This is a genomic window from Hymenobacter sp. BRD67 (assembly GCF_013256425.1).
Lineage (GTDB): Bacteria > Bacteroidota > Bacteroidia > Cytophagales > Hymenobacteraceae > Hymenobacter.
This window is the reverse complement of the sequence record NZ_CP053904.1, coordinates 224,585-250,849: the sequence shown is the minus strand read 5'-3', so window position 1 is coordinate 250,849 and position 26,265 is coordinate 224,585. Positions and strand designations below refer to the sequence as shown.

The window sequence follows — 26,265 nt, the reverse complement described above, 5'->3', positions numbered from 1 at the left end:
AGTATTAGCGTAGTTTCAGCGTAACCAGGGTAACTACCGCCAGCATAATGCCCACAATCCAGAACCTTGATACAATTTTGGATTCGTGGTAGCCCAGTTTTTGGTAATGATGGTGCAACGGCGACATGCGCAGCAGCCGGCGGCCTTCCCCATATTTGCGCCGGGTGTATTTAAACCAGCTCACCTGCACGATAACCGACAGGTTCTCAATTAGAAATACGCCGCACAAAATCGGAATCAGCAGCTCTTTGCGCACAATGAGGGCCAGCACCGCGATAATGCCGCCCAGGGCCAGTGAGCCCGTATCGCCCATAAAAACCTGAGCCGGGTACGAGTTATACCACAAAAACCCTATACAGGCACCCACAAAGGCCGTGCAGAAGATAACTAGCTCGCCGGAGTCGGGGATGAACATGACATCCAGGTAGTCTGCGAGCAGCGCGTTGCCGCTGACGAAGGCGAAGATTGCCAGTGTGATACCAATAATTGCCGACGTGCCGGCGGCCAGCCCGTCGAGGCCGTCGGTGATATTAGCGCCATTGCTAACGGCCGTAATAATGACGATTACGATTGGAATATACAATATACCATATAGACCCTTGAAGGCGCTGCCCGCCGTGGCAAACAAGTCGCCGTAGTTCAGCTCGTTATTTTTCATAAACGGCACCGTCGTTATCATCAGGTGCACATCGTTGAAAACCTTGCTGGCATCAACGGCCGAAAGCTGGCCGTTGGGCAGCAGGTATTCGCGCACCGTTACCTCGTTGCTGTAGTAGAGCACCCAGCCTACAGTCAGGCCTAAGCCAATCTGACCCAGCACCTTAAACCGACCGCTCAGCCCTTCTTTATTTTTACGAAAAACCTTGATGTAGTCGTCGAGAAAGCCAATAAGCCCGAGCCATACGGTGCTGAGCAGCATCAGGATAATATAGATATTGCGCAGGCGGGCAAAAAGCAGCACCGGCACCAGAATAGCCAGCAGAATAATAAGACCGCCCATGGTGGGCGTACCCTTTTTCTCATTTTGTCCTTGCAGGCCGAGGTCCCGAATCGTTTCGCCCACCTGCTTGCGCTGCAACACGTTAATAAGCTTTCCGCCAAACAGCTGGGCAATGAGCAACGACGTTACCACGGCCAGCCCGGCGCGGAAGGTCGTGTACTGAAACACGCCGGTTCCGGTGAGGTGATAATGTTCGTGCAGATAACGGAAGAGGTAGTAGAGCATTTTAATAGTGAATGAGAAGTTTGGAATGAGTAGCCTGAGGCAGCACTACTGCTGCCACGCTTCATTCCTTATTCTTACTGCTAAGTAGGGCGTTACGCAGTTCTTCGCGGTCGTCGAAGTGCGTTTTCACTCCTTTGATTTCCTGGTAGGTTTCGTGGCCTTTGCCGGCTACCAGCACCAGGTCGGCGGGCCGGGCCAGGGCCACGGCCGCCCGGATGGCCGCGCGGCGGTCGGCAATAACCTGCACGCGGGCATCGGTTGGCGGGGTAAGCCCGGCCTGCATCTGGCGCAGAATAGCGAGCGGGTCTTCGTCGCGCGGGTTGTCGGACGTCAGGATAACCTCATCGGAAAGCTGGGCGGCCAGCCGCGCCATAATGGGCCGCTTGGCAGCGTCGCGGTTGCCGCCGCAGCCCACCACCGTGATAATGCGCTGCTCGGGCCGGCGCGTCTGGTGCAGAGTCTGAAGCACGTTCTCCAGCGCATCGGGCGTGTGCGCATAGTCGACGAGGCCGCTGATAGCCTGGCCCGGCACGGTAACCGGCTCAAAGCGGCCGGCGCAGTAGTGAGGCCCGAGAGAATGGTAAGCGCCTCGGTGGGGTCTTCGCCGAGCAGCACGGCCGCGCCGTACACGGCCAGCAGGTTGTAGGCATTAAATACCCCGATGAGACGGAACTGCACCTCGCGGCCATCCAGCTCCAGGTGCAGGCCGGCCATGTCGTTATCAACCAGCCGGGCGCGGAAGGTGGCCGCCGAGCGCAGCGAGTAGGTAGCGCGGCGGGCGACGGTATTTTGCAGCATTACCGGCCCGCGCTTGTCGTCGGCATTGGTGAGGGCGAAAGCCGTTTTGGGCAGCCCATCGAAAAAGCCTTTTTTGGCCTTCAGGTAATTATCGAACGTGCCGTGGTAGTCGAGGTGGTCGTGGGTGAGGTTGGTGAAAATGCCGCCCGCGAAGCGCAGCCCCCCTATCCGGTGCTGGGCCACGGCGTGGCTGCTTACCTCCATGCAGGCGTGGGTACAGCCCGCCGCCACCATGCGGGCCAGCAGCTCATTGAGACGGATAGCATCGGGCGTGGTGTGCGTGCTGGCCACCACGGTTTCGTCAATCTGATTCTGCACCGTGCTCAGCAGGCCGGCATGATAGCCCAGCTCGCGCAGCAGCTTATGCAGGAGCGTAGCGCAGGTAGTTTTGCCGTTGGTGCCGGTTACGCCCACCAGCGTAAGCTGGCGCGACGGGTGGCCGTAGAACGCGCTGGCGATGGGCCCGAGCGCGGCGGCGCTATCGGCCACCTGCACATAGGTAGTGGCAGCATGCAGCTGCGCGGGCAGCTCTTCGCACACCACCACCGCTGCTCCCTGGGCCACTGCCTGGTCGATAAACTTATGCCCATCGGTGGCGGTGCCGCGCAGGGCACAGAACAGCTGCCCCGGCCCGGCCCGGCGCGAGTCGAGGGTGAGGCCGGCCACGGGCACGTCGGGGTTGCCGTGCTGGGCAAGCACCGTAATTTCGGCGAGCAGGGCAAATAGCGGCAGCGTGCTCATGCGCGTTTGGGGGTTTTAGCTTTGAGGGCCGTATTGGCCTTTGCTTTTACCAGGGCGCTGCCTGTTGCGGACGGCGGAGCAGGCGGGCGCTGAGTGGTTCGACTATCAGACTTTTCAGGCGCCGCTTTTTTGGGCCGGGCCGCCGGAGCTGGCTTCTTGCTGGCTTTAGCTGGCGCAGCGGCTTTGTCTTTTGCCGTTTCAACGGCGGCTGGCCTGGGAGCAGCCGGCTTAGCCTTGGCAGCGGCGGCTGGCCGGGCTACCTTGGCATGGCTGGTATTTTCGGCCGGAATAAGCAGCGTGTTTTCGGCAATTTCCGTGTGTAGCGGGGCGGGCAGGGCCAGTGGGGCGGCCGTTGGCGCGGCGGTGGGCGCCAGTATCAGCCCCACTGCGAGGCCGCGCCGCACGGGCTCACCCGGAGCCAGTGACTGCTCGCGCACCCGGCCCGAGCCCCTGCTTTGTACGCTCATGCCCCGGTTTTCGAGCAGAAACAGCGCATCGCGCAGCGTCAGGCCGCGCACGTCGGGCATGCGGCCGGGATGAGCCACGCTGGCATCGGGGCGCAGGGCTACCGTGCGGGCCACAAAAGCCGTGTCAACTGCCGCGGTAGCGCGCACCCACTCTTCGCCGCCAGTGGCATGGGTTTGGCCGGGCAGGCCTATTTTCTGGCAAACCAGCGCAATTTCCTCCTGCAGGCCGGCGCGTACCAGCGGCACGGGCGTGCGGCGGGCCGGCACCCGGGCCAGCATGGGCCGCTGGCTGGCCTGGTCGCGGGCCATGCAGCGGTCGGCAATGTCGCGAAATACCGGGGCGGCCACGTCGCCGCCGTAGATGCGGCCCTTGCTCGGCGAGTCAATCACCACGATGCAGCTGTACTTGGGCTTGTCGGCCGGAAAGAAGCCGCAAAAGCTGGTCGAATACGTTTTGGTGTACTGGCCGTTTTTGAACTTCCAGGCCGTACCGGTTTTGCCGGCAATGCTGTAGTCTTTAGGCCGGATAGCCTTGGCCGTGCCTTGCAGCACCACGCCTTCCATCATGGCGTGCAGCTTGCGCAAGGTGGCATCGGAGCAGATTTTAGGAATAAGCACCTGCGTGTCGAAATGCTCCACTACCTGGTCGGCCTGCTTTATTTCCTTCACAATCATGGGCGCCACCTTCACGCCGCCATTAGCCACGGCATTGTAAAAAGCCAGGGTTTGCAGCGGGGCCAGCTTCAGCTCGTAGCCAATGGCCATTGTGGAGAGCGAGGTGCGGCTCCAGCTGCGGTCGCGCGGGTCTTTCACGTAGGGCAGCGCTTCACCGCTCATCTGAAAGCCCAGCGGCTTATCGAGGCCGAAGCGCTTGAGGTAATCGGTGTACTGCGTGGGGTTGCTGGCAAAATGCTCCTGCACCAGCCGCGCCACGCCAATGTTGCTCGACTTCTCAAACACCTGCTGCACTGTGATGCGGCCATTGGCGTGCGAGTCGGTTTTGACCGCGCCGCCAATCAGCATGCGGCCGGGGCCGGTATCCACCATGTCGTCGAGCTTCAGCGCGGGGTCGGCTTCCAGCACGGCCATCATCGAAGCCAGCTTGAAAGTCGAGCCCGGCTCGGTGCGGCCCTGGTCGGCAAAGGCGTAGTTGTAGTCTTCCTTATAAGTGCCGTCGGCGGCTTTGCCGAGGTTGGCCACCGCTTTTATGGCCCCGGTCTTCACCTCCATCAGAATGGCGCAGCCGTACTTGGCATCGTTGGCTACCAGCGACTTGTAAAGCGCGTCCTCAGCGCCGTCCTGCAGGTTGATGTCGAGGGTCGTTTTGACGTCGTAGCCCGGCTGGGGCTTTATCTCGGTGCCATCGTACACCGGCTTCAGGCCGCCCGGCACCCGCTCAAACAGGGCTTCCCCGGCCCGTCCGGCCAGCTTTTGCTGAAAGGTAAACTCCAGCCCCGCCCCGTTGCGGTCCTCATTAACAAAGCCTACCGTGCGCTGGGCCAGCCCGCCAAAGGGCCGGAAGCGTTTATCTACTTTTTCGAATATAACCCCACCCCGCCGCTTGGCCCGGAAGATGGGCCAGGCCGCCAGCTCCTTCTTTTCCTGAAAGTTAATCTGCCGCGAGTTGAGGCGCAGGTAGCGCACCTCATGGTCGAGGTGGGCATCCATGAGCTTGCGCTTGTACTCCTGCTCACTGCGGTCGCCAAAGAAGTGGGCCAGGTGCCAGGCCAGGGAGTCGACGTTGCTGGCAAACACGGCGTCATCGACCACGCCGGGGTCCCAGGCCACCCGGTAAAAGGGCAGGGAAGTAGCCATGATACTCTCATTATCCGAGTAGATATTACCCCGCGTGGCGGGCACTGGCTGGTAGCTGATGCGCCGCTCCTGCTCCAGCGCCCGCCACTTGGCGCCTTCCTGGTATTGAATGCGCGAGATTTTCCAGGCGACAGCGCAGGAAAACAGCGCCACCCCCAGAAACGCGAGCCGTACCCGCGTAACGATGGATTTCTTAACGCTGCCTTTCATGGTTTTTAGCTCCTGATTTCTGATTTCCAGTGGTTGACTTAAGTGACGACGAATGAGCAGACCCAGAAGCCTTTTTAGACTTTTTTATACTTTTTTGTCTGGATGACCCGCTGCCTGCTCTAGTGCCTGCGGTGGCTTTATTGCTGGCAGCCAAGCCAGTAGCAACACCGTCAGTAGGCGCATCCTCGTCGGCCGGGCCGGGCGGCGGCGCTCCCAGCTCGGGCGTATCATCTGCCGACAAGCCCAGCTGCTGGCGGCGGGCGCGGCCCTGAATGGAGTCGGCCCGGAAGGCCGCTACCGAGTCGCGGGCCGCGCGGACCGCCAAGGTATCGGCCGTGAGCACGGGCATCGACTCCAGCTCTGCCTCGTCGAGGCGGCCCGCCGGCACCGTAATGCGGAAGGGAGGCGATGAGCTTTCAACCAGCCCGATGGCCGCGACCTTACGGGCCACCTCGCTTTGCTTGCTGGCCTCCATATAGTCCGATTTCAGGGTAGTATAGTCGGCGCGCAAATCTTCCGTTTCCTGCTTGAGCCGCTGAATGTTGCGGTTCATACGGTTACCATAATGAGTATTTCCTATATATATCAAAATAAGCAACATCCCAAACAGCAGCTTAGGTAGGAAGCGTACCGGCAGGCCCTCCCGAAACAGGCCGTCGAGGCCCGTGAAGCGGTCGAGCAGCGAAAACAGACTCCAGCCGGTCGCCGTCACACCTTCGTGCCGCTCCCAGGCCGGCGCGGTAAACTCGGCCGGAGCAGGCGCGGGCTTGCGGACTCTTTTGGGCTCGACGGGTGGGGCCGGCACCGGCTCAACCACGGCCACGGGCGGCGCGGCCACCGGCAATTCTTCGGGCACGGGGCCTGCGGGGGCGCACGGTGTTGGCGCGGGGCGGACCTGCCGCTGGTGGACGCATCGTATTGCCGGCCATGAGCTTACGCGGGAATAGAAGTTCGAACTGCAATGCGCAGCTTGGCGCTGCGGGCGCGGCTGTTTTCGGCCACCTCTTCGGCCGACGCCTCGATGGGCTTGCGCGTGATGGCCTCAAAAGGGAGACTGACACGGCCATACAGGTCCTTCTCGGCTTGCCCAAAAAACCTGCCCTGGCTCAGAAAATTCTTCACCAGCCGGTCTTCGAGCGAGTGGTAGCTCATCACCACCAGCCGCCCGCCGGGGCGTAGCACCTGAGCCGTCTGGGTCAGCATTTCCTGCAGAGCGGCCAGCTCATCGTTTACTTCAATGCGCAGCGCCTGAAATACCTGGGCCAGGTATTTATTTTCTTTACCTCGCGCTACTACAGGCTGGATAGCCTGCTTTAGCTCCTGGATGGTGCGCAGCGAGCGCTGGCGACGCGCCTGCACCACGGTAGCGGCCAGGGTGCGCGCGTTGGTTACCTCGCCATACATACCAAAAATACGATGTAGGGCGGCCTCGTCGTAGGTATTGAGTACGTCGGCCGCCGTGGCCACGCTGGTATCGTGCGGGTCCATGCGCATGTCGAGCGGTCCGTCGAAGCGGGTGCTAAAGCCCCGCTCGGCCGTGTCGAACTGGTGCGACGACACGCCCAAATCGGCCAGCAGGCCATCGACGGGGAGGGCATCGCGCTGGGCCAGCTCGGCCGTCAGGTGCCGAAAATTGGCCCGGATAAAGGTAAACTGTGGCCGCGCCAGCTGCCGGGCCTCGCGCTCAGCCGCCTCGTCCTGGTCGAAGCTATAGAGGTGCCCCTCCGCTAGTTTACCAAGAATACGCGTCGAGTGGCCACCGCCGCCGAAGGTGACGTCGACATAGCGGCCGCCGGGCACCAGTTCGAGGCCGGCCAGGCACTCGGCCAGCAGCACGGGGCGGTGGTAGGCGGTATCGTTGGGACGGGTGCTCATGCGGCCAGTCCGGGCAGCGCCGGCGTTTCGGGGGTGTCGGACAAGAATTTCTGGGCCAGCTTGGAGAACGCCTGCTGGTCCTTTATCAGGAACTCATCGTAGCGGGCGGGGTCCCACACTTCGCAGCGGTTGCCGAGGCCCACAATCACGGCTTCCTTTTCGAGGCCGGCGTAGCGGCGCATCGAGCCCGGCAAGCCAAAGCGGCCAATGCTGTCGAGCTCAACTTCGGTCATGCCCCGAAAAAAATTGCGCTGAAACTGCCGGTATTCTTCGTTAAACTCATCCAGGGCCATCACCTTGGCATGAATCAGCTCCCAGGCCGAGCGCGGATACAGCACCAGGCAAGGCTCAAAGCCCCGTACCAGCACCAGCTGATTGGCATAGGTATCGGGCAGGGCCGCTTTTACCTTGGCAGGCAGCACCAGCCGGCCCTTCGGGTCGAGCTTGCAGTCGTATTCGCCGGATAGAAGCTGGTGCATGGTGGTAGGAAGGCCCGGCGAGCAGAAGTCCGCCTAGGATAACAAAAGTACGAGTCGTTTTAAAAAAGCCACCACTTTCTACCACTTTCTACCACAAGCCTAAAAGGCTGCCTAAACCTCACAAATGCACTTTTTAGCAATAATGAAACATTGTTTCATTTTATAAAGATGCGACTTAAGCGGTTATTCCCGAGATGCGGCCGAGAAAATTCGCGCTATCAAAAATTTGTTTTTTAGTGAAACAATGTTGCAAAATAGCCTAAACCCGCGTTCAGCAGTCCGCTTACTGCATGTATTGTACTTACTATTACGCCTGACTTCCGGCGGTCGCCCGCGAGCTCCTATTTTAGATTAGGTGGGCGGGTGTGTCAATTTTCTATTAATTTTCCGACATAACTTCCCTGTTTTCCATTGCCTACCTCGCCCAACTTTTCGGAATCGGACTACCTGCGCCGCCTGAAGCTGGACGACGAGCGGGCATTTGATGCTCTGTTCAGACACTATAGCGCGCTGGTTTACCGCTTCGCTTACAGCTATTTAAAATCGCGGCCTTCTGCCGAGGAGATAGTGCAGGAATGTTTTATTAAAATATGGGAAAAGCGCGGCCAGTTGCGGGATGACATCCCGCTGAAGGGCTACCTCTTTACTACGGCTTACCATGCCGTGCTCAACGAGCTGCGCCGCGACCAGCACCTCCTGCGCCTGCAGGGAGAAGTAGCCGCTACCGGGCCGGCCAGTGTAGCCAACGAAGCCGAATACCAGGAAATGGAAGCCCTCTACCAGACAGCCCTGGAGCGCTTGCCGCCCAAGCAGCGCGAGGCATTTATGCTGAGTCGGCAGCAAGGCCTTTCTTACCTGGAGATTGCCGAGCGCCAGGGCGTATCGGTGAAAACGGTGGAGGCACATATTATGCAGGCTCTCAAGACGCTGCGCAAATATTTTAACCTGCACGGCGGCATACTGGGCGTGCTGCTGACGCTGGCCCTGAGCAAGCGCTGATTTTTTGAGGAAAAGTATTAAGGGGAAGGTAGGTACGGCGGTGTAGTACAGTAAGCGATTGGGGCCTGGCCCTGGTTGAACCGTATACTTTTCCCACCCTTACTATGCTGAGAAAGCTACTTCTGCTTCTGCTGAGCGTGGGCGCGGCACGGGCCCAAACCCTGCGCTCGCTCTATATCGACTTTGGCGTTAATGATGTTACGAACGGCAACAGCACGCCCAGCCCCGACGCCAATGGCAACTACTGGAACAACGTGCTGAACCAGACTACGGCGGCCGATACCTTCCGGCTGGTTGATAAAACCAACGCCGCAACCGGCCTCAAGCTGAAAGTAGGGGCCAATTTTCTTACCAACGGCATTTTGACCGGCGGCCTGCTGGCCCCGAGCGCCGCGCTGCTAGGTAGCGAGTATGCCGTTGCCACGGCCACGCAAGACTACTTCTTTGTGCAGGGAACGGGCAGTACCAGCACGGGCGTGCTCCGCCTGAGTGGCTGCGACCCTACCAAGCGCTATGTCTTTCACGTGTTTGGCAGCCGCGCGGCTACCACTGAGCTGCGTACCTCCCAGTATAAGTTTACGGGGAGCACAGTGAGTACCATCACCCAGACTACAACCGGCACTGGGGTGGGTGCCAACGGCTACGCAGGTAATAATAACACCATCGCCAAATCGGATACCATTGCCGCCGATGCCTCGGGCACCATCTTACTGGAACTGAGTAAAGTGGCCGGCTCCTACGCCTACCTCAACCTGATGAAGGTTGACATTGTGCCTGGCAAGGTGGCCGCAGTGCCCCTGAGCTACGTATTTCAGAACCCTGGCTTTGAATTGGGTAATCTCACCTATTGGAGCACGGTGAGCAAAGGCAGCAGCCCGGCGGCTTCGGCGGCAGCTGCTATTACGCACACGGGCAGCTATGCGGCCCGCCTGGCGGGTAGCAGCCTGAGCCTGGAACAACGCATCGGCTACCAGAGCGGTGGCTCGTATAAGCTGAGCGGCTACTTCTATCAGGCGGCCGAGGCCCTGCAAGGCAGCCAGGCGGCCCACCTTGAGCTATCGTTCTATAACAGTGCGATGGGGCTGCTGGGCAAAACCCGCTCCGACTCGGTCGGAGCCGGCATGGCCAGCGGGAGCTGGGTACGCAAGGAAGCGATAGGCACCGTGCCAGCTGGTACTACCTATATTAAAGGCGCCGTGGTGTGGAATAACGCGGCCGGAGCTGTCGGCAGCGTGTATTTTGATGACTTACAGCTCGATACCTACTACCCGATTAATGAGCTGAAGATTGTTTACTTCGGCTCGTCGGTACCTTACGGGCAGGGCGCTACCAACTTGTATGGCTACACCAGCCGCTACGCCAAGGTGCTGGCCCAGCGCAATGCAAGCGGCCAGGGCGCGGCCTGGGTAACGAGCAATATCTCCGTGCCCGGCAACAGCACGGTAGAGGTGCTTGGCCGCTGGAACAGCGACCTGCTGCCCCAGGGCGGACGGTACGTGGTATATGCGCTGGCGCTGGGCAACGAGGGCATTCATGAGTATGGCCAGCCCCGGTTTGACCAGTTCAAGACCAATATGCTCCAGCTTATCAGGCAGGCGCGCGACCAGGGCCTGGTTCCGGTAGTGACGAATAACTACACGCGCAACGACTACACGCCTACCGACTACGCGTTCATCAAGCAGATGAACCTGCTGCTGCATTCGTGGGCCGTGCCTACCGTGAACCTGCTCGGAGCCGTAGACGATGGCACCGGCCACTGGGCATATGGCTTCTGGGACGATGTGCTGCATCCCAACGACCTGGGCCACGCGGAGCTGGGCCACGCTCTGGTGCCCTCACTCTTTGATGCGCTGCGGGCCGGCAAGCCCCTGCCCCACCGCACGGCTACCTCGTATGTAAAAATTACCAAGACGGCCGGCCAGGCCGATGGCATTCGCTTTGTACCGGAAACCCTGGTTCACCCCTTCACGCAGGTTATCAGCTTCCGTACCACGGGCACGGGCCGCCTGCTGGAGCTGCAAGACAGCACCAGCAAGGGCAGCCTGAGCATCGGGACCAACGGCCAGCTGACCTATACCTCGGCCAAAACCGGCACCCTGACCAGCGCCCGGCGGGTGAACGATAATAAATGGCATAAGGCGACGCTGACGCACTATTTTGCGCGGGGCGAAACAGTTTTTTACCTCGACAGTACCAACGTAGGCAGTCTGGCTGAGCAGCTGCGTACGCGCCAGCTTACGGTGGGTGGGCCGGGGGCTCCGCAGGGGACCCAGTACCGCAACTGGCTGTTTTACCGCTCGGGGATGAACACCGATGAGGTAAACGCTATGGTGGCCGATTCGCTGCTCAAATCCAGTCTTGAGCTGTATGCGCCGCTCGATGGCCGCCGGCTCACTACCTCCGACTCGCTGGCCAACCTGGCCCAGAGCACCAACCAACTTGTACGGGTGAGTGCTGCCGCGCTTGGCACCCGCACTCCCTACTCAAGCCTACAGTTTACCTGCTACCCTAACCCAACCGCGGACACTGTGACGTTCGGCCCGACCCCCGCGCCCGATGGCAGCCTGCTGACCATACATGACCTGGAGGGCCGGGTGGTGCTCAACGGACCAATACGCCACAACAGCTTCAGCGTGGAAGCGCTGCCACGGGGCATCTATTCTTTGGCCATACGCTACGGAGACGAAACCCTGCACTGCCGGCTGGTCAGGGAATAGCTGCTAAACAAGGCTGATTTTAAAGAATTTCTCCCTGAAAATCAGCTTATTATACAAATTTTCATATTTTCCCCGACTACTCCCTAAGGGAAGCGGTCAAGGTGCGGTGTATTAAGGCTGCAAACGTTTGGGAAGGATTACGCCCTGCTTTGCAGCCTTAGTCCAGCCGCCTTTGGGCGCTGAGGGCGTTGCTACCCGGCTTACTTCTTTATATGACGCCTGACATTACCCAGGAACTTCTTTCGACCTACGCGGCCGGCACGGCTACTGCCGCCGAGGCGGCTGCCGTACGCGCCTGGCTGGCCCAGCCAGCCAACCAGCTACTAGCCCAATTGTGGATGCAGCAGCACTGGGATGCGCTAGCCGCTATCCCGCTGGCCGGGGCCGATGAGCCCGACTACGAAGCGCTGTTGGCGCGCACCCGGCTGCAGCTGGTACCGGCCGCTCCGCGCTACCGTGCGACGCAAACCTGGCGGCGCTGGGCCGCGGCTGCGGCACTCGCCGTGACAGTTGCCGGAGGCAGCTGGCTCTTCTACCAAGGGCACCATACTCCCCCGCTTGTGGTGGCAGCGCCCTATGGCCAGACCCGCCAGCTAACGCTCCCCGATGGCTCGCAGGTAACTCTTAATGGCCATTCGCAGCTGCGCTACGCGACTACCTGGCCCACCGACCGCCCCCGGGAAGTGTGGCTGGATGGGGAAGGCTTCTTCTCAGTGCAGCATATGCCCAACAATCAGCGCTTTCTGGTGCACACCACGGCCGGGCTGCAAGTAGAAGTGCTGGGCACCAAGTTTGTAGTAGCCCGCCGCCGCGACCAGACGCGGGTAGTGCTGCTCTCGGGCAAGGTACGGGTAGAGTTCGACGACCACCAGCAGCCTGATGTGCTGCTGCGCCCCGGCGAGCTGGTAGAAACGCACGACGACCAGCCTGCCCTCGTAACGCATATGAAGGTACATACTGCTCCCTACGCCGCCTGGAAAGACGCCGAGCTGGTATTTGACGAGACCACCATTGCCGAGCTGGCTACCCGCCTGCAAGACACCTACGGCCTGGAAGTGGTAGTCGCTACTCCCGAACTCAATCGCCGCCGTGTTACGGGCACCGTGCCCGTGGGTGAGCTGCCCATCCTGCTGCAAGCCCTTGAAGAGACCTTTCACTTACAGGCCACGCGTCAGGGCAACCACCTGACGCTGGCTGAAAAACCTTAGTTTTTCCTTTCCCACCCTTTCCTTATGACCCGATTACTTACTCCCCTGGGCAAGCACTCCGGCCGGCCCGCCTGCCTGGCGGCCAGTGTGCTTTTGCTGCAAGCGTTGGGCAACCCCGCTTCGGCCCAACTACTGGCAGCTAACACCCCGGCCCAAAGCACCCCGGCTCCCACGCGCGCCAGCTCGATACTTCTCAAAACCCTACTCAAGCAGTGGGAGAGCGAGTACCACGCCACCATTTTCTACGAAAGCACCCTGGTAGATAATAAGCGGGTGCCGGTACCGGCCGAGACGGCTTCGTCGCTGGCTGAGCGGCTGGCTATTGTGCTGCCGCAAGCCAACCTGCAGTTTAAAGAGCTGCGCGAAAACTACTTTGTGGTGACGAGCCGGACGGAAAAGACAGCCTTGCTATCCACAACTGCGACCGCCGCGCCCCAGGACATTCCCATCACCGGCCGCGTAACTGACAGCAAGGGCGAGCCGCTGCCCGGTGTAACGGTACTGGTAAAGGGTACTACTACCGGGGCCTCGACCGATGCGGAAGGCCGCTTTTCGCTGAATGTGCCCGAGGGCAGTACCCTGGTGTTCAGCTCAGTGGGCTACCTGCGCTAGGAGTTTCCGGTGGGCACTACCCGCACGTTTGAGGTTCGGCTTAAGGACGACCAGCAGAGCGTGGGCGAAGTAGTGGTAGTGGGCTACGGCACCCAGAACCGCCAGGAGGTAACGACCGCCGTTACCTCGGTGGGCGCCGCGGCCATTGAGCGCCAGCCGGTAGCGGGCTTCGACCAGGCTTTGCAGGGCCAGGCTCCCGGTGTGCAGGTTACGGCTCCTACGGGCGCCCCTGGGGCGGGCATCAACGTGCGGGTGCGGGGCAACGCTTCGCTCAACCTCAATGGCTCGCCGCTGTACGTAGTGGATGGGGTGCCGATTATTCCAGGCTATAACCAGGAGGTAGCAGTGGGCAACCAACGCTTAAACCCGCTTAATGCCATCAACCCCAACGATATTGAGAGCATCGACGTGCTCAAGGATGGCGCCGCTGCGGCCATCTACGGCGTGCGGGCTGCCAACGGCGTGGTAGTTATCACGACCAAGCACGGCAAGGTAGGTCAGACCCAGGTAGGGCTGAACGTGTACTACGGCCGCCAGTACCTGCGCAAGAAGCTCGACGTGCTCAACGCCCAGCAGTTTGCCCAGGAGTTCAATGCCATTCAGGCGGGCGCGGGGCTACCTCCGGGATATACCGACCCCAACAATCCCTCGCCGACCAATACTAACACCGACTGGCAAGATGCCGTGTATCGCCCCGGCTACCAGCAGAACTACCAGCTTAGCTTGAGCGGGGGCACTGAAAAGACGCGCTACTACATCAGCGGCGGCTACTTCAATCAGCAGGGCATCAGCCTGAACTCGGGCTTCGACCGCTACAGCTTCAAGCTCAACCTGAGCGAGGAATTGAGCTCACGCTTCCGGATGGGCACCAACCTGAACCTGAGCCGCACCCATACCAACGGTAGCGTGCGCTCGGAGCTGGCGCTGGGCAACTCGGGCACGGTACTGGGCGCACTCTCCCAGATTCCGACCGTACCGATTCTGAATCCGAACGGCACCTACGGCGTGAACCCGTTCAACCAGTCGGACAACCCGGTGGGCGACCTGCTCGAAACCAGCAACCTGGCCAATGTGTACCAGGTAGTGGGCAATATCTACGGCGAATATGACGTGCTGAAGAACCTGAAGGCCCGCACGTCGGTCGGCATTGATTTCACCAGCCAGAACGAGAACCAGTATATCAGCACCAACTACCCTGGCACCTCCAATGCCGATGCCTCGGTGCGGGGCCGGGCACAGGTAGGCAACACACTCGTACCTATCTGGCTGCTGGAAAACACGCTGACCTACAACCCCAACCTGGGCGACCAGCACCACCTGACGCTACTGGCCGGCCAGTCGATGCAGGCATCCGACCGCATTACCTCGGGCGCTACTACCCAGGGCTTCCCTAACAACGGCACGCCTTACCTCAGCGGCGGCTCAGCGGTAGTGGGTATTCCCTATAGCTACGAAGAGCAGTGGAGCCTGGTAAGCTACTTTGCCCGAGCCACCTACGACTACAACGGGCGCTACCTGGCCCAGGTGAGTATGCGAGCCGACGGTACCAGCCGGTTTTCGACTCAGAACCGCTTCGGCTACTTCCCGGCCGTGAGCCTGGGCTGGAACCTGGCCAAGGAGTCGTTTTTCCCGCAGGGGACGCCTATCTCGACTGCGAAGCTGCGCGCCAGCTTCGGGGCCAACGGCAACCAGGAGATTTATCCGTACCAGCGCTATACGCGCTACTCAACGGGTAACAACTACCAGGGTACCGGCGGGGCTATCGCAGGGGGCATCACCCAGACCGATATCGGCAACGACAAGCTGAAGTGGGAAACCACGTATCAGTATGATGCCGGCCTGGACCTGGGTGCGTTCAACAACCGCCTGACCTTCACCTTTGATGCCTATATCAAGCACACCAAGGACCTGTTGCTTTACGTGCCCATTCCGCTGAGTACGGGCGCGGGTGGCAATCCTTCTACTGTTCTGCAAAACGTAGGCAGCATCGAGAACCGCGGCCTGGAGTTTGGCCTGGTGACGACCAACGTGGAGTCGAAGGACAACGGCTTTGGCTGGAATACCAGCTTCAACATCAGCGCCAACCGCAATAAAGTACTGGACCTGGGCCAGCAGGTGGGCAGCGATGGGGTGAGCACCAACCGTACTATTCTCAGCACAGGCTATAGTATCTCACAGGTGGGCCAGCCGCTGGGCGCGTTCTACGGCTACGTAACGCAGGGCATTATTCAAACGGCTGCCGAGGGTAAGGCCGCGCCCACGCAGAACGGCAACAAGCTAAGCCCCGGCGACCAGCGGTTTGCGGACCTGAACGGCGACGGCGTGATTGACCCCAAAGACCAGACGGTTATCGGCAACCCCAACCCCAAATGGTTTGGCGGGGTTACCAACAACTTCTCCTACAAGGGCCTGGAGCTGAGCGTATTCTTCCAGGGTAGCTTCGGCAACCAGATTTACAATCAGAACCGCCAGATTCTAGAGTCGCAGTCGGACCCGCTTAACCAACTCACGACGGTACTCAACCACTGGACGCCGACCAATACCAATACCGACATTCCGCGGCCGGTGCGCAATGACCCGAACGGCAACAACCGCTTCTCGAACCGCTGGCTGGAAGATGGCTCCTACGTGCGCCTCAAAAACCTGACGCTGGCCTACAACGTGCCTGCGGCCTTCTCCAGCCACGCGGCCATCAAGAACCTGCGCGTGTACCTGACGGCTCAGAATCTGATTACCTGGACCAAGTACACGGGTTACGACCCGGAGGTAAGCGCCGACCCCTTCTCCTCTACCGGCTTCGGCCGCGACTACGGCGTGTATCCGCAGGCACGCACCTACACCGTGGGCCTGAATGCTAATTTTTAAGCTGCTAGCTGTCTAGAATTCCCATGAAAAAGACTCTCCTTTACCTGCCCGTCTGCGCCCTTTCCCTGCTGGCAAGCTGCCATTTTCTGGATAAGCCCCCGCTGACTACGCTCACGCCCAATAACTTCTTCACGAGTGCCACCGATGCCGAGGCCAGCCTAACGGCTACTTACGACGCGCTACAAGGTACCGGCGGCTATGGCCAGGACCTGAACGTGATGGGCGAGATGCCTTCCGATGACTGCACCAGCACCAACGGCGATGTGAATGCCATGGATAAAATTATCTGGGTATCTACGACCAGCCAGATAAATAACGTGTTCCAGCAGGCCTACATCGGTATCAACCGGGCCAACATCGTGCTCAAGTACGTGCCCACCGTGAGCATGACGGACACCGTGCGCCGCCGCCAGATTCTGGGCGAGGCGCGCTTCATTCGGGCACTCAACTACTTCAATCTGGTGCGGGCTTACGGCGGTGTACCACTGCACCTGACCCCCACCGAGAGTGGGGCGCCTGCCGACGTAAACCTGGGCCGCGCCACCAGCGACCAGGTATATGCCCAGGTGGTGGCCGACCTGACTGCCGCCGCCGTTCAGATGCCGCTTAGCAATCCCAACCGCGCTACCCAAAACTCGGCCAATGCCCTGCTGGCCCGGGTGCAGCTAACCCAGCGCAATTGGGCGGCTGCCCAGGCCGCGGCCCAGAAAGTAATTGCCAACGGCATTGCGCTTAACTCCTCGTTCAACTCGCTTTACCCGGCCGAAAACAAGTCGGCCGAGTCGCTCTTCGAGATTCAGTATGCCGGCAACGCCGACGGTGGCAACATCCTGCCCGACCTGCTGCTGCCCTCGCCCCTGGCTACCTACTCGTTTCCGAAGTTTAACATCCCGACAGCCAACCTCATCAGCATCGCCGACACCGTGAACGACCTGCGCTGGGCCTACGCCGGCACGGTAACGGCCGCCAACGGCCAACGGGTAGGCCGTAGCCACGTAAGCTACATCGATGGCAAGCCCGGCCCCGGCGGCAACAATAACGATGTCGGCCCCTTTGTATTTAAGTGGCGCAGCCTGGGCAACGGCTTCAACTCGACGGATAATACCTACGTGCTGCGCTATGCCGAAGTGCTCCTCAACTATGCCGAAGCCAGCAATGAGCAGAACGGCCCTACCGGCGATGCTATAGCCAAGCTAAACCAGGTGCGCCAGCGCGCTGGGCTGCCGGCCCTCACGGCTGCCTCGCCCCAGACCCTGAGCAAGCAGGCGCTGCGTGATGAAATCGACTATCAGCGCCGCCTAGAAATGGCCTTTGAAGGGGAGCGCTGGTTCGACCTGCTGCGCTACGCCCGCCACACCATCGCCGACGGCACGGCGCACCACGCCGTTACGGCGCTCGATATTATCCAGCAGATGCGGAGCAGCCGCGATGTCAATTACCTGCTCTTCCCCATTCCTCAGAACGAGCTCTACACCAACCCGCTCATTCAGCAAAACCCGGGCTATTAATTATCCAATGGCTAGTGCCCAGTGACTAATCTTAGAACGTCATTAATCACTAGCCAGTAAGTCTCTTGGTCGTGGCCGTTTCGGGGCAGGGGTGGGGAAAGTGAAATAATCAAACTTTCTGCCTCGGAACGGCCCTTGGGCTGCCGGCAAGGCCTGTAAAAGCCAGTAGGCTTGGCTCCTGGCTCGCTGAGATTATGGAGCATCAGCTATTCTTTTCTGCGGAGCGCTGTTTGGCGCACTATCCTTTTCCAGCCTTGAAAACCACTCGCTTATTCGTTGCTTTCCTGCGCTGGGGCCTGGCTACCTGCTCGGCCTTTATGCTGCTGCCGGTGCATGCCCAGCGGCTGGCTCCGGCCGGCGTTACTGCCTGGGTTACGACACCCGACCAGGCGCAGCTGTTGCACCAGCAGCCTGGCCGCCTGGCTTTTCAGAAAGGTGCTGCTAACGGGGCTGTCATTGATATAGACGACAGCCAGACTTACCAGACGATGGACGGCTTTGGCTACTGCCTCACGGGCGGCAGCGCCGAGCTGCTGCACGGCCTGAGCGCCCCTGCCCGCGCCAAGCTGCTGCGGGAGCTGTTTGGCACCGGAGCCAACGATATTGGCGTGAGCTATCTGCGCCTGAGTATCGGGGCTTCGGACCTGGATGCTCAAACATTCAGCTACGACGATATACCAGCCGGGCAGACCGACCCCACGCTGGCGCACTTTAGCCTGGGCCCAGATGAGCAGCACCTCATTCCGGTGCTGAAGGAGATTCTGGCTATTAACCCGGCTATCAAGCTGCTGGGCTCGCCCTGGAGCCCGCCAGCCTGGATGAAAACCAACGAGGCTACCAAAGGCGGCTCGCTCAAGCCGGAGTATTACGCTGCCTATGCGCAGTACTTTGTGAAGTACCTGCAAGGCATGCAGGCCCACGGCATCACGCTCGAGGCCGTAACGCCGCAAAACGAGCCGCTGCACCCCGGCAATAATCCCAGCCTGTTGCTGCCCGCCGAGCAGGAAGCTGAGTTTATCGGCCGGCACCTGGGGCCGGCGCTGCGGGCAGCCGGACTGAAAACCAGGATTATCTGCTACGACCACAATGCCGACAAGCCCGAGTACCCGCTCACGGTGCTGGGCAATGCCATGGCTAATCCCTACGTCGATGGCTCGGCCTTTCACCTCTACGCCGGCCCCATTGAAGCACTAAGCCAGGTCCACGACGCCTTTCCAACCAAAAACATCTACTTTACCGAGCAGTGGGTCGGCTCGAAAACTGATTTTGCCGGCAACCTTGGCTGGCACGCCAAAACGCTCTTTATCGGGGCGCCGCGCAACTGGGCCCGCACCGTGCTGGAATGGAACCTGGCCGCCGACCCGCAGCAAAACCCGCACACGCCGGGCGGCTGCACCGAGTGCCTAGGGGCCATAACGGTAGCGCCCGGTGGCCAGGTAACCCGCAACGTGGCCTACTACGTGGTGGCCCACGCCAGCAAGTGGGTGCGGCCCGGCGCGGTGCGCATCGGCTCCACCAGCGCCGGCGTGCTGCCCAATGTGGCGTACCGCACGCCCGCCGGCGGCCACGTGCTGCTGGTGCAGAACGACCAGGCTACCGCCCAAATATTCAACTTACGCTATAAAGGACAGTCGGCGTCCGCCACCTTGCCGGCCGGGGCCGTTGCCACCTACGTGTGGTAACCCCGCTGTTTTTTACAACTGTTGTTTTTCATTTTTCCCATTTTCCCATTTTTTCTCCCCACCCAATCATGAAAAAATTCGCTACCCTCGCCACGCTGGCCGCCCTCACGGCTGCCTCGCTCAGCGCCCAGGCGCAGATTACCGTCGACGGCACCTTGTCGCCGGCTGAAGTAGGCACCGGGGCCGGCCAGTACCAGCTGCTGGGCTCCTACACGGCCACTACCAACCATTCGGTAGCCGACCGCGGCCTGAAGGCGCTTTATATGGCTACCAATGCTACCACGCTGAACGTGATGGTGGTTTGCTCGCCCGAGCAAACCAGCTACAGCCACGTGCTCCTGTACCTGGGTGTACCTAACAAACCGGGCATTGCCGCCGGCACGGCTCTGCCGGGCGTATCGGGCAATACGCCGCTTACGCAGCAGCCTACCCTGGATATGCCCACGACCAACTACGTTTTCCGCGTAACCGTATCGCCTTTCAGCGACCAGCCGGGGGCCATTTACCTCAGCCGCGCCGACTATACCATTGCCACGCCCGCTGAAGTTGGCATGGGCTCAACCAAAAAAGACGGCAGCGTCACCTCGGATAGCCATGACGCCGCCAATGCGCAGTCGGCCTTCAGGACCTCGGCTACGGGCAGCGTAGCTGCCAATACTACCACTGGCTGGGAATTCTCTATTCCGCTGGCTTCTATTGGCGGCGCGGCAGCGGGCAGCAACTTTAACGTGATGGTGGGCTATATCCGCGATTCGGACAAAGGCTTCTACTCCGATGTCCTGCCCCAGATTGCCGGGCAAACCACCGACCTGGGTTTGAATCCGAACTTCCTTACTATCCCCGGTAAGCAATACTATACCTACCAAGTGGGTACGGGCCTGCTGGCCAGCCGGACGGCAGCCAGCGCGCTGCCCGTCAGCATCTACCCCAACCCACTGGCCGCCGATAGCCGCCTGGCCTACACCGTGGCCGACGCCACCCAGCCCGTAACCGTTGAAGCCTTTAACAGCCTGGGCCAGCGCGCCGCTACCCTGCTGCAAACCACGCAGACTGCCGGCGAGCACAGCCTGAGCCTGGCGCCGCTGCAAGGCCTGGCCGCGGGCGTGTACCTGGTGCGGGTGCTGGCCGGCAGCCAGCTTACCAGCCAGCGCGTGACCGTTAAGTAAGCAGCTATTGTTCATCACCTGGTGGGGCGGCCTCGCCAGGTGCTTTGCTTACCTGGTTAGCACTACAAATTACTCAGTAGCCAGCTCTTCCCTATTTTTTCTTGCTTATGCGCTCCTTCCCCACCCACTGGCTGCCTTATCGTTATTTACTGTTTGCGCTCGTGCTGCTGGCCGCCAGCTGCAAGAAAAGCGATAGCGGCAGCGCGGCACCCGTGACGCCGCCGGTAGTTACGCCGCCCACTCCTACTGCGCCTTCCCAAATGGCCGTGTGGCTGACCATGCCCGATAAGTCGGCCTTATTCTACCGCCAGAAGCTGAGCTTGCAGTTCACGGCCACTACCAATTCTGACCCCATCATCGTAGTTGATACCACCCAGACCTACCAGACGATGGACGGCTTTGGCTACTGCCTCACCGGCGGCAGTGCCGAGGTAATGAGCCGCATGAGCGCCCCGGCCCGCGCCGCGCTTATCAAGGAACTGTTTGCCACCGACAGCACGTCGCTGGGCGTGAGCTACCTGCGGGTGAGCATTGGTGCCTCCGACCTCAACGACCAGCCGTATACCTACGATGACGGCCCGGCCGACCCGACCCTGGCCAACTTCAGCCTGGCCCCGACCAAGCGACGCTTATTCCGGTGCTGAAGCAGATTCTGGCCGTGAACCCAAACATCAAAATCCTGGGCTCGCCCTGGACGGCCCCGCCCTGGATGAAGCAGCAGGCCGACGCCGGCAACCCCTATAAGGGCGGCTCGCTGCAGCCCCAGTACTACGCGGCTTATGCCCAGTACTTTGTAAAATATATTCAGGGCATGCAGGCGGCCGGTATCCCCATCGATGCCGTGACGCTGCAAAACGAGCCGCTTAACCCCTACAACAACCCCAGCATGACGATGCAGGCGAGTGAGCAGGCCACTTTTATCAAGAATAACGTGGGGCCGGCCTTCAAGGCGGCGGGCATCACGACCAAGATTATCGCCTACGACCACAACACCGACCGCACCGATTACCCGCTGGCCGTACTCGGCGATGCCGACGCCAACCCCTACGTCGATGGCTCGGCGTTTCACTTCTACAGCCCAAATTCGCCCATCAGCGTGCTGACTCAGGTGCATAACGCCTTCCCGAACAAGAACGTGTACTTTACCGAGCTGTGGACCCAGGCGCCTGGCAACTTTCCTTCCGACCTAAGCTACCACGTCAGCAACCTGGAGATTGGGGCCGTGCGCAACTGGAGCCGCAACGTGCTGGAGTGGAACCTGGCCAGCGACCAGAACTACGGCCCCTACACCAATGGCGGCTGCAGCCAGTGCCTGGGCGCTGTTACCATCAATGGCGACGTAGTAACCCGCAACCCGGCCTACTACACGGTGGCCCACAGCAGCAAGTTTGTGCGCCCCGGCTCGGTGCGCGTGGCCACCAACGTGCCCGGCAACCTGCAAAACGTAGCGTATAAAACGCCCAATGGCAAGCGCTGCCTGGTGGTGCTCAATACTGGCTCGACGCTGCAAAGCTTTAATATTCAATACAAAGGGAAAGTTGTAAACACCTCGCTCTACGGGGGCGCGGTAGCCACCTATATTTGGTAGCGGCCGCTACCGGACGCTGGCCCTTTTCCCACCCGTTTTTCTTTCCGATGACTTCTAAATTTTTGCCCCTGCTGCTGGTATCAGCGCTGGGCCTGGGCCGCGCAGCGGCCCAAACCACGACTTACTCGGCCGCCGGCAAAAAAGCGCAGGTATATACCACAGCCCAGGGTACCAGCCAGCGCCTCACGGCCGGCCCCGCCCTGAGCTTTGCGCCGGCGGCGCAGCCCGTCGAAACCCAGGTATGCGTGTTTGTTGACCCCAGCCACTCGTTTCAGACACTGGTTGGCATTGGCGGGGCGCTCACCGATGCCGCAGCCGAAACCTTTGCCAAGCTGCCCAAAGAGCAGCAGCAGGAGTTTTTGCAGGCTTACTATAACCCCACCACCGGCATCGGCTACTCGCTGGCGCGTACCAACATCGGCAGCTGCGATTTTTCGAGCGACAGCTACGCCTACGTGGCCGATAATGACGTGAGTCTGAAAAGCTTCAGCGTGCAGCACGACGAGAAGTACAAGATTCCGCTTATCAAGCAGGCCACGGCGGCGGCTGGCGGCAAGCTGCCGCTGTTTGTGAGCCCCTGGAGCCCACCGGCCTGGATGAAAACCAACCACGACCTGCTGCACGGCGGCAAGCTGCTGCCGCAGTTTCGCCAGCCCTGGGCCGATTACTTCGTGAAGTTTATTCAGACCTACGAAAAGCAGGGTATTCCCATCTGGGGCCTCACGGTGCAGAACGAGGAGATGGCCACTCAGAAGTGGGAATCGTGCGTGTTTACGGCCGAGGAGGAGCGCGACTTTATCAAGGAATACCTGGGTCCGACCTTGCAAAAAAATGGGCTGGGCAGCCGCAAGCTCATGGCCTGGGACCACAACCGCGACCTCGTGTACCAGCGCGCCAGCACCGTGCTCGACGACCCGGCCGCCGCCAAATATGTGTGGGGTATCGGCTACCACTGGTACGAAACCTGGACCGGCAGCGGCATGCTATTCGACAACGTGCGCCGCGTGCACGAAACCTACCCCGCCACCAACCTGATGCTGACCGAGGCCTGCATCGAGAACTTTAAGCTCGACCAGGTAAACGAGTGGCGCCTGGGCGAGAAGTACGGGCACTCGATGCTCAACGACTTCAACGCCGGTACCGTGGGCTGGACCGACTGGAACGTGCTGCTCGACGAAACCGGCGGCCCCAACCACGTAGGCAACTTCTGCTTCGCGCCCATCATCGCCGACACTAAAACCGGAAAACTAATTTATACCAATATTTATTATTATATTGGTCACTTTTCGAAATTTATTCGCCCCGGTGCCAGGCGCATTGCCACCACTTCCAACCGCGACTGGCTGCAAGCCACGGCCTTCCGCAACCCCGACGGCAAGGTAGCGGTGGTAGTGATGAACAGCGGCGACAAACCCCAGGAGTTTCAACTCTGGGTGAAGGGCCAGGCCGCGACGACGACCAGCCTGCCCCACTCCATCGCCACCTACGTTATCAACTAGCTGATAATAACCACCAAATAACGTCATGCTTCACTGCGCTCAGCCTGACGTTATTTGTTAGCGCGGTTTCGGATTCGCTGTACGGTAGCGCGGACTTTTAGTCCGCGCGTGGTGATGCTGAGCACTGGCGGACTAAAAGTCCGCGCTACTTGACCAGCCTTACCCTGACTCCGAAACCGCTTTAGGTAGTGCTGTTAAAACTGCTTCGCCCCTCCTTTTCCCACCCTGCTTTATGCGTTTTCGCTCGTTACTCGCCTTCGCCCTGCTGGCTAGCCTGCCCAGCCTGGCCCAACCGCAGGTCGGCGCTAGCCAAACCATCACCAGCCCTCTGCTCCGCGCCGAAGGGCCCAAGATAGTGGATGCCCAGCACCACGAAGTGCTGCTGCGGGGCATGAACCTCGGCGGCTGGCTTTTGCAGGAAGGCTATATGATGAAGCCCGGCTACGGCGGCACCCAGGGCTCGGTGAAAAAAGTACTCTACCAGGCCGGACTAAGCGACGCGGCCGTAGAGCATTTTTACCAGCAGTACCGCGACAACTTTATCACGAAGGCAGACATTGATTTCATTGCCCAGCAGGGCTTTAACTGCATTCGGCTGCCGCTGCACTACGACCTTTTTCTGACCCCGGCCCAGCGGGCAGTGCGCAACAGCGTCATTCGGGGTACCCTGCCGTATGCCGACTACCTGGCGAAGCTGAAGGAATGGCAGCAAAAAGGAGAGCTGTTCCGGGAGCCCGCTAAGCTCGAAGCCATTCGCATTATTGACCAGACGCTGGCCTGGTGCGCGGCCAATAAGCTGTACGTGGTGCTGGACCTGCACGCCGCGCCCGGCGCGCAGGGCACCGATATCAACATTGCCGACGCGCTACAGCCGCTCGACTTCTGGAAAGAGCCTGTGTTTCAGGATATGACCAATAGTCTGTGGGCCACCCTGGCCCGGCGCTACAAAAACGACAGCCGCATTGCCATGTACGACCTTATCAATGAGCCCAACAACGTGCCGGGTGGTAATCCGCCCATTCAGGCCATGTTCGAGAAGCTCATCAATACGGTGCGCGCCGAGGGCGACCAGCATCTGCTGCTGCTCGAAGGCAACGGCTACGGCAACAACTATAATTCGATAGAGAAAAAGACCTTCACTCACCAGGAGAACCTGGTATATAATGCGCACCGCTACAGTATTTTGCCCAAGTATCCGCTTAGCAATGCGGTAGATGCCAGCAACCCCGACGTCAACCAGCTCGGGGCCATTGCTAATCTCGTGAAGTTTCGCGAGGCGCAGCAGGTGCCGGTGTGGGTAGGCGAAACCGGCGAAAACTCGGCCCAGTGGATGGGCGAAGCGGCCCACAACCTGAACAGCGTGGGTATTGGCTGGTGCAACTGGACGTACAAGCGCTTCAGTGACAAGCCCATTGCCGCGCTGCTGCGTATCAAGCCACCCTACCCGGTGGATGTAAAAAGCGCCGCCGACCTGCCCGTTATTCTGGAAGACATCAAGTTTAAAAACTGCCTGCCAAACCCCGACGTTATCGCCGCGCTTAAGGCCGAACTCAAGAAATAATCTTCCCTAAAAGTGTGTCATGCCGGCGAAGCAAGCGCTTGTCAGGCTTAGTTACAGCGGCTTTCTGCGCCAGCACAACGTTTAGTTAAGCTACTTTATGTCTATCAAACGCCTGGCAGCTTTGCTGCTAGCCCTGCTGGCTACGTTTCGGCTAATTGCCCAAGCGGCGCCACCCGCCGGCCGCGTGGTCGTCACGCACCTCGATTCGAAGCTCCTGCGCGGCAACCCCGGTGGCGAAAACCCACGTCGCCGCGTGAGTGTGTACCTGCCGGCCGGCTACGAGGCCAGCCCCGGCCAGCGCTACCCGGTGCTGTACTACCTGCACGGCTTTACCTGGAACGACAGCCTGATTTTCAACAAGGACGGCATGAAGGCGCTACTCGACCAGGCTATCGCGGCCGGGCAAATCAGGCCGCTTATCGTGGTGGTGCCCGATGAGCAGACGCGCTTCGGTGGCAGCTGGTACGCCAACTCGGCCACCAACGGCCCGTGGGCCGACTTCACGGCTCACGAGCTTATCACCTTCATCGACAAGCAGTTTCGCACGCTGGCTAAGCCTGGCAGCCGGGGCCTGGCCGGCCACTCTATGGGCGGCGGCGGCACCCTGCGGCTGGCCCTGGCCTACCCCGGCACCTGGGCCGCCGCCTACGCCCTGAGTCCGGCTTTTATAGGGCCGCACCCCACCTTTCTGCCCGGTGCGGGCGTGGCCCCGGCCCTGCGCGCTGCCAGCGCAGCCCAGGCGCAGCGCAGCTACCCGGTGCTGACCACCGCATCACTCGCCCGGGCTTTCTCGCCCAATCCCAAGGCCGTGCCGTTTGGGGCCGACTTGCCAGGCTCGCTCGGGGCCGACAGCGTGGCCCGGCGCGATGCCGTGCTGGCGCGCTGGCTTGAAGCCATGCCCACTTTCGTGCTGCCAACGCACGCGGCCGCCCTACGTCAGCTGCGCGCCCTGGCTTTTGACTGGGGTGCCCAGGATGAGATAACGCATATTCCACCCACTTGCCGCTATTTCAGCAGCCTGCTCACTGTTTTTGGTATTCCGCACTCGGCCGAGGAATACCAGGGTACCCACGGCAGCCGCATTATGGGCACCGATGGGCGCCTGTTTCAGCAGGTGCTGCCGTTTTTCAATAAACACCTCGATTTTAAGCCGTAGCTTTCTCCTGTACTCAGCAAAAAGCAGGCAGCAGTCGATATTTTCCAAAAATATTAATTTTTTCATATATTTAATGCCTATTTTCACTCGCCCC

At 60.3% G+C, this 26,265-nt stretch carries 18 protein-coding genes and 1 pseudogene; 13 read left to right on the top strand and 6 right to left on the bottom strand.

All coding sequences use genetic code 11. From position 1 onward, the window contains the following. Positions 1-4: 4 nt before the first annotated feature. The 6 genes and pseudogenes from mraY to mraZ form a co-directional block, all read right to left on the bottom strand. On the bottom strand, positions 5-1,225 hold the full coding sequence (mraY, locus tag GKZ67_RS01145) for a phospho-N-acetylmuramoyl-pentapeptide-transferase (RefSeq protein WP_173240787.1): 1,221 nt from the start codon (positions 1,223-1,225) through the stop codon (positions 5-7). A 61-nt stretch (positions 1,226-1,286) separates the two neighbouring features. Then, positions 1,287-2,764 (bottom strand): annotated as a pseudogene (locus GKZ67_RS01140) (UDP-N-acetylmuramoyl-L-alanyl-D-glutamate--2,6-diaminopimelate ligase). Continuing rightward, positions 2,761-5,256, bottom strand: coding sequence for a penicillin-binding protein (locus tag GKZ67_RS01135; RefSeq protein ID WP_173240786.1), 2,496 nt, complete (start codon positions 5,254-5,256; stop codon positions 2,761-2,763). The pseudogene GKZ67_RS01140 and the gene GKZ67_RS01135 overlap by 4 nt, the downstream one beginning before the upstream one ends. Continuing rightward, positions 5,240-6,112 carry an FtsL-like putative cell division protein gene (locus tag GKZ67_RS22330; RefSeq protein ID WP_217278660.1) on the bottom strand — a complete coding sequence of 291 codons (873 nt, stop codon included), beginning with the start codon at positions 6,110-6,112 and terminating at the stop codon, positions 5,240-5,242. Before GKZ67_RS22330 ends, GKZ67_RS01135 begins: the two co-directional genes overlap by 17 nt. Positions 6,113-6,189: 77 nt before the next feature. Then, entirely contained in the window at positions 6,190-7,131 is a 942-nt protein-coding gene (gene rsmH, locus GKZ67_RS01125; protein WP_173240785.1) for a 16S rRNA (cytosine(1402)-N(4))-methyltransferase RsmH, read from the bottom strand. Then, positions 7,128-7,610 carry a division/cell wall cluster transcriptional repressor MraZ gene (gene mraZ, locus GKZ67_RS01120; protein ID WP_173240784.1) on the bottom strand — a complete coding sequence of 161 codons (483 nt, stop codon included), beginning with the start codon at positions 7,608-7,610 and terminating at the stop codon, positions 7,128-7,130. The genes rsmH and mraZ overlap by 4 nt, the downstream gene beginning before the upstream one ends. 411 nt (positions 7,611-8,021) lie before the next feature. Here mraZ and GKZ67_RS01115 point away from each other — a divergent pair, with 411 nt between their 5' ends. From GKZ67_RS01115 to GKZ67_RS01060, 13 genes are all read left to right on the top strand, one after another. After that, positions 8,022-8,609, top strand: a complete 588-nt coding sequence (locus GKZ67_RS01115) for an RNA polymerase sigma-70 factor (RefSeq protein WP_173240783.1) — start codon at positions 8,022-8,024, stop codon at positions 8,607-8,609. Positions 8,610-8,713: 104 nt separating this feature from the next. Further along, a complete protein-coding gene (locus GKZ67_RS01110) occupies positions 8,714-11,326 on the top strand; it encodes a GDSL-type esterase/lipase family protein (RefSeq protein WP_173240782.1) in 2,613 nt (870 codons plus the stop codon). Between the two features lie 212 nt (positions 11,327-11,538). Beyond that, on the top strand, positions 11,539-12,534 hold the full coding sequence (locus GKZ67_RS01105; RefSeq protein ID WP_173240781.1) for a FecR family protein: 996 nt from the start codon (positions 11,539-11,541) through the stop codon (positions 12,532-12,534). Between the two features lie 24 nt (positions 12,535-12,558). Further along, entirely contained in the window at positions 12,559-13,146 is a 588-nt protein-coding gene (locus GKZ67_RS01100; protein WP_173240780.1) for a carboxypeptidase-like regulatory domain-containing protein, read from the top strand. A 9-nt stretch (positions 13,147-13,155) separates the two neighbouring features. Further along, entirely contained in the window at positions 13,156-16,011 is a 2,856-nt protein-coding gene (locus tag GKZ67_RS01095) for a SusC/RagA family TonB-linked outer membrane protein (RefSeq protein ID WP_173240779.1), read from the top strand. A gap of 23 nt (positions 16,012-16,034) precedes the next feature. Beyond that, positions 16,035-17,519: a RagB/SusD family nutrient uptake outer membrane protein gene (locus tag GKZ67_RS01090; protein ID WP_173240778.1), complete on the top strand. Its 1,485-nt coding sequence runs from the start codon at positions 16,035-16,037 to the stop codon at positions 17,517-17,519. A gap of 317 nt (positions 17,520-17,836) precedes the next feature. Continuing rightward, positions 17,837-19,201 (top strand): glycoside hydrolase family 30 protein, encoded by a 1,365-nt coding sequence (locus GKZ67_RS01085; RefSeq protein WP_173246325.1) that lies wholly within the window; start codon positions 17,837-17,839, stop codon positions 19,199-19,201. A gap of 68 nt (positions 19,202-19,269) precedes the next feature. Then, entirely contained in the window at positions 19,270-20,367 is a 1,098-nt protein-coding gene (locus tag GKZ67_RS01080; protein WP_173240777.1) for a T9SS type A sorting domain-containing protein, read from the top strand. A gap of 107 nt (positions 20,368-20,474) precedes the next feature. Further along, complete coding sequence (locus GKZ67_RS22860) at positions 20,475-21,011, top strand: hypothetical protein (protein ID WP_254244990.1); 537 nt, start codon at positions 20,475-20,477, stop codon at positions 21,009-21,011. After that, positions 21,005-21,955, top strand: a complete 951-nt coding sequence (locus GKZ67_RS22855; RefSeq protein ID WP_254244989.1) for a glycoside hydrolase family 30 protein — start codon at positions 21,005-21,007, stop codon at positions 21,953-21,955. Before GKZ67_RS22860 ends, GKZ67_RS22855 begins: the two co-directional genes overlap by 7 nt. Before the next feature lie 47 nt (positions 21,956-22,002). Then, on the top strand, positions 22,003-23,454 hold the full coding sequence (locus GKZ67_RS01070; protein ID WP_173240776.1) for a glycoside hydrolase family 30 protein: 1,452 nt from the start codon (positions 22,003-22,005) through the stop codon (positions 23,452-23,454). 232 nt (positions 23,455-23,686) lie between these two features. Next, the gene (locus GKZ67_RS01065) at positions 23,687-25,015 is read left to right on the top strand and encodes a glycoside hydrolase family 5 protein (protein ID WP_173240775.1); all 1,329 of its coding nucleotides are present in this window, start codon (positions 23,687-23,689) and stop codon (positions 25,013-25,015) included. 97 nt (positions 25,016-25,112) lie between these two features. After that, entirely contained in the window at positions 25,113-26,171 is a 1,059-nt protein-coding gene (locus tag GKZ67_RS01060; protein WP_173240774.1) for an alpha/beta hydrolase, read from the top strand. Positions 26,172-26,265 lie beyond the last annotated feature (94 nt).

Coding starts and splice junctions, on each gene's coding strand:
- mraY (WP_173240787.1), bottom strand. CDS start 1,225: ATGCTCTACTACCTCTTCCGTTATCTGCACGAACATTATCACCTCACC.
- GKZ67_RS01135 (WP_173240786.1), bottom strand. CDS start 5,256: ATGAAAGGCAGCGTTAAGAAATCCATCGTTACGCGGGTACGGCTCGCG.
- rsmH (WP_173240785.1), bottom strand. CDS start 7,131: ATGAGCACCCGTCCCAACGATACCGCCTACCACCGCCCCGTGCTGCTG.
- mraZ (WP_173240784.1), bottom strand. CDS start 7,610: ATGCACCAGCTTCTATCCGGCGAATACGACTGCAAGCTCGACCCGAAG.
- GKZ67_RS01110 (WP_173240782.1), top strand. CDS start 8,714: ATGCTGAGAAAGCTACTTCTGCTTCTGCTGAGCGTGGGCGCGGCACGG.
- GKZ67_RS01105 (WP_173240781.1), top strand. CDS start 11,539: ATGACGCCTGACATTACCCAGGAACTTCTTTCGACCTACGCGGCCGGC.
- GKZ67_RS01100 (WP_173240780.1), top strand. CDS start 12,559: ATGACCCGATTACTTACTCCCCTGGGCAAGCACTCCGGCCGGCCCGCC.
- GKZ67_RS01090 (WP_173240778.1), top strand. CDS start 16,035: ATGAAAAAGACTCTCCTTTACCTGCCCGTCTGCGCCCTTTCCCTGCTG.
- GKZ67_RS01085 (WP_173246325.1), top strand. CDS start 17,837: ATGCTGCTGCCGGTGCATGCCCAGCGGCTGGCTCCGGCCGGCGTTACT.
- GKZ67_RS01080 (WP_173240777.1), top strand. CDS start 19,270: ATGAAAAAATTCGCTACCCTCGCCACGCTGGCCGCCCTCACGGCTGCC.
- GKZ67_RS22860 (WP_254244990.1), top strand. CDS start 20,475: ATGCGCTCCTTCCCCACCCACTGGCTGCCTTATCGTTATTTACTGTTT.
- GKZ67_RS01070 (WP_173240776.1), top strand. CDS start 22,003: ATGACTTCTAAATTTTTGCCCCTGCTGCTGGTATCAGCGCTGGGCCTG.
- GKZ67_RS01065 (WP_173240775.1), top strand. CDS start 23,687: ATGCGTTTTCGCTCGTTACTCGCCTTCGCCCTGCTGGCTAGCCTGCCC.
- GKZ67_RS01060 (WP_173240774.1), top strand. CDS start 25,113: ATGTCTATCAAACGCCTGGCAGCTTTGCTGCTAGCCCTGCTGGCTACG.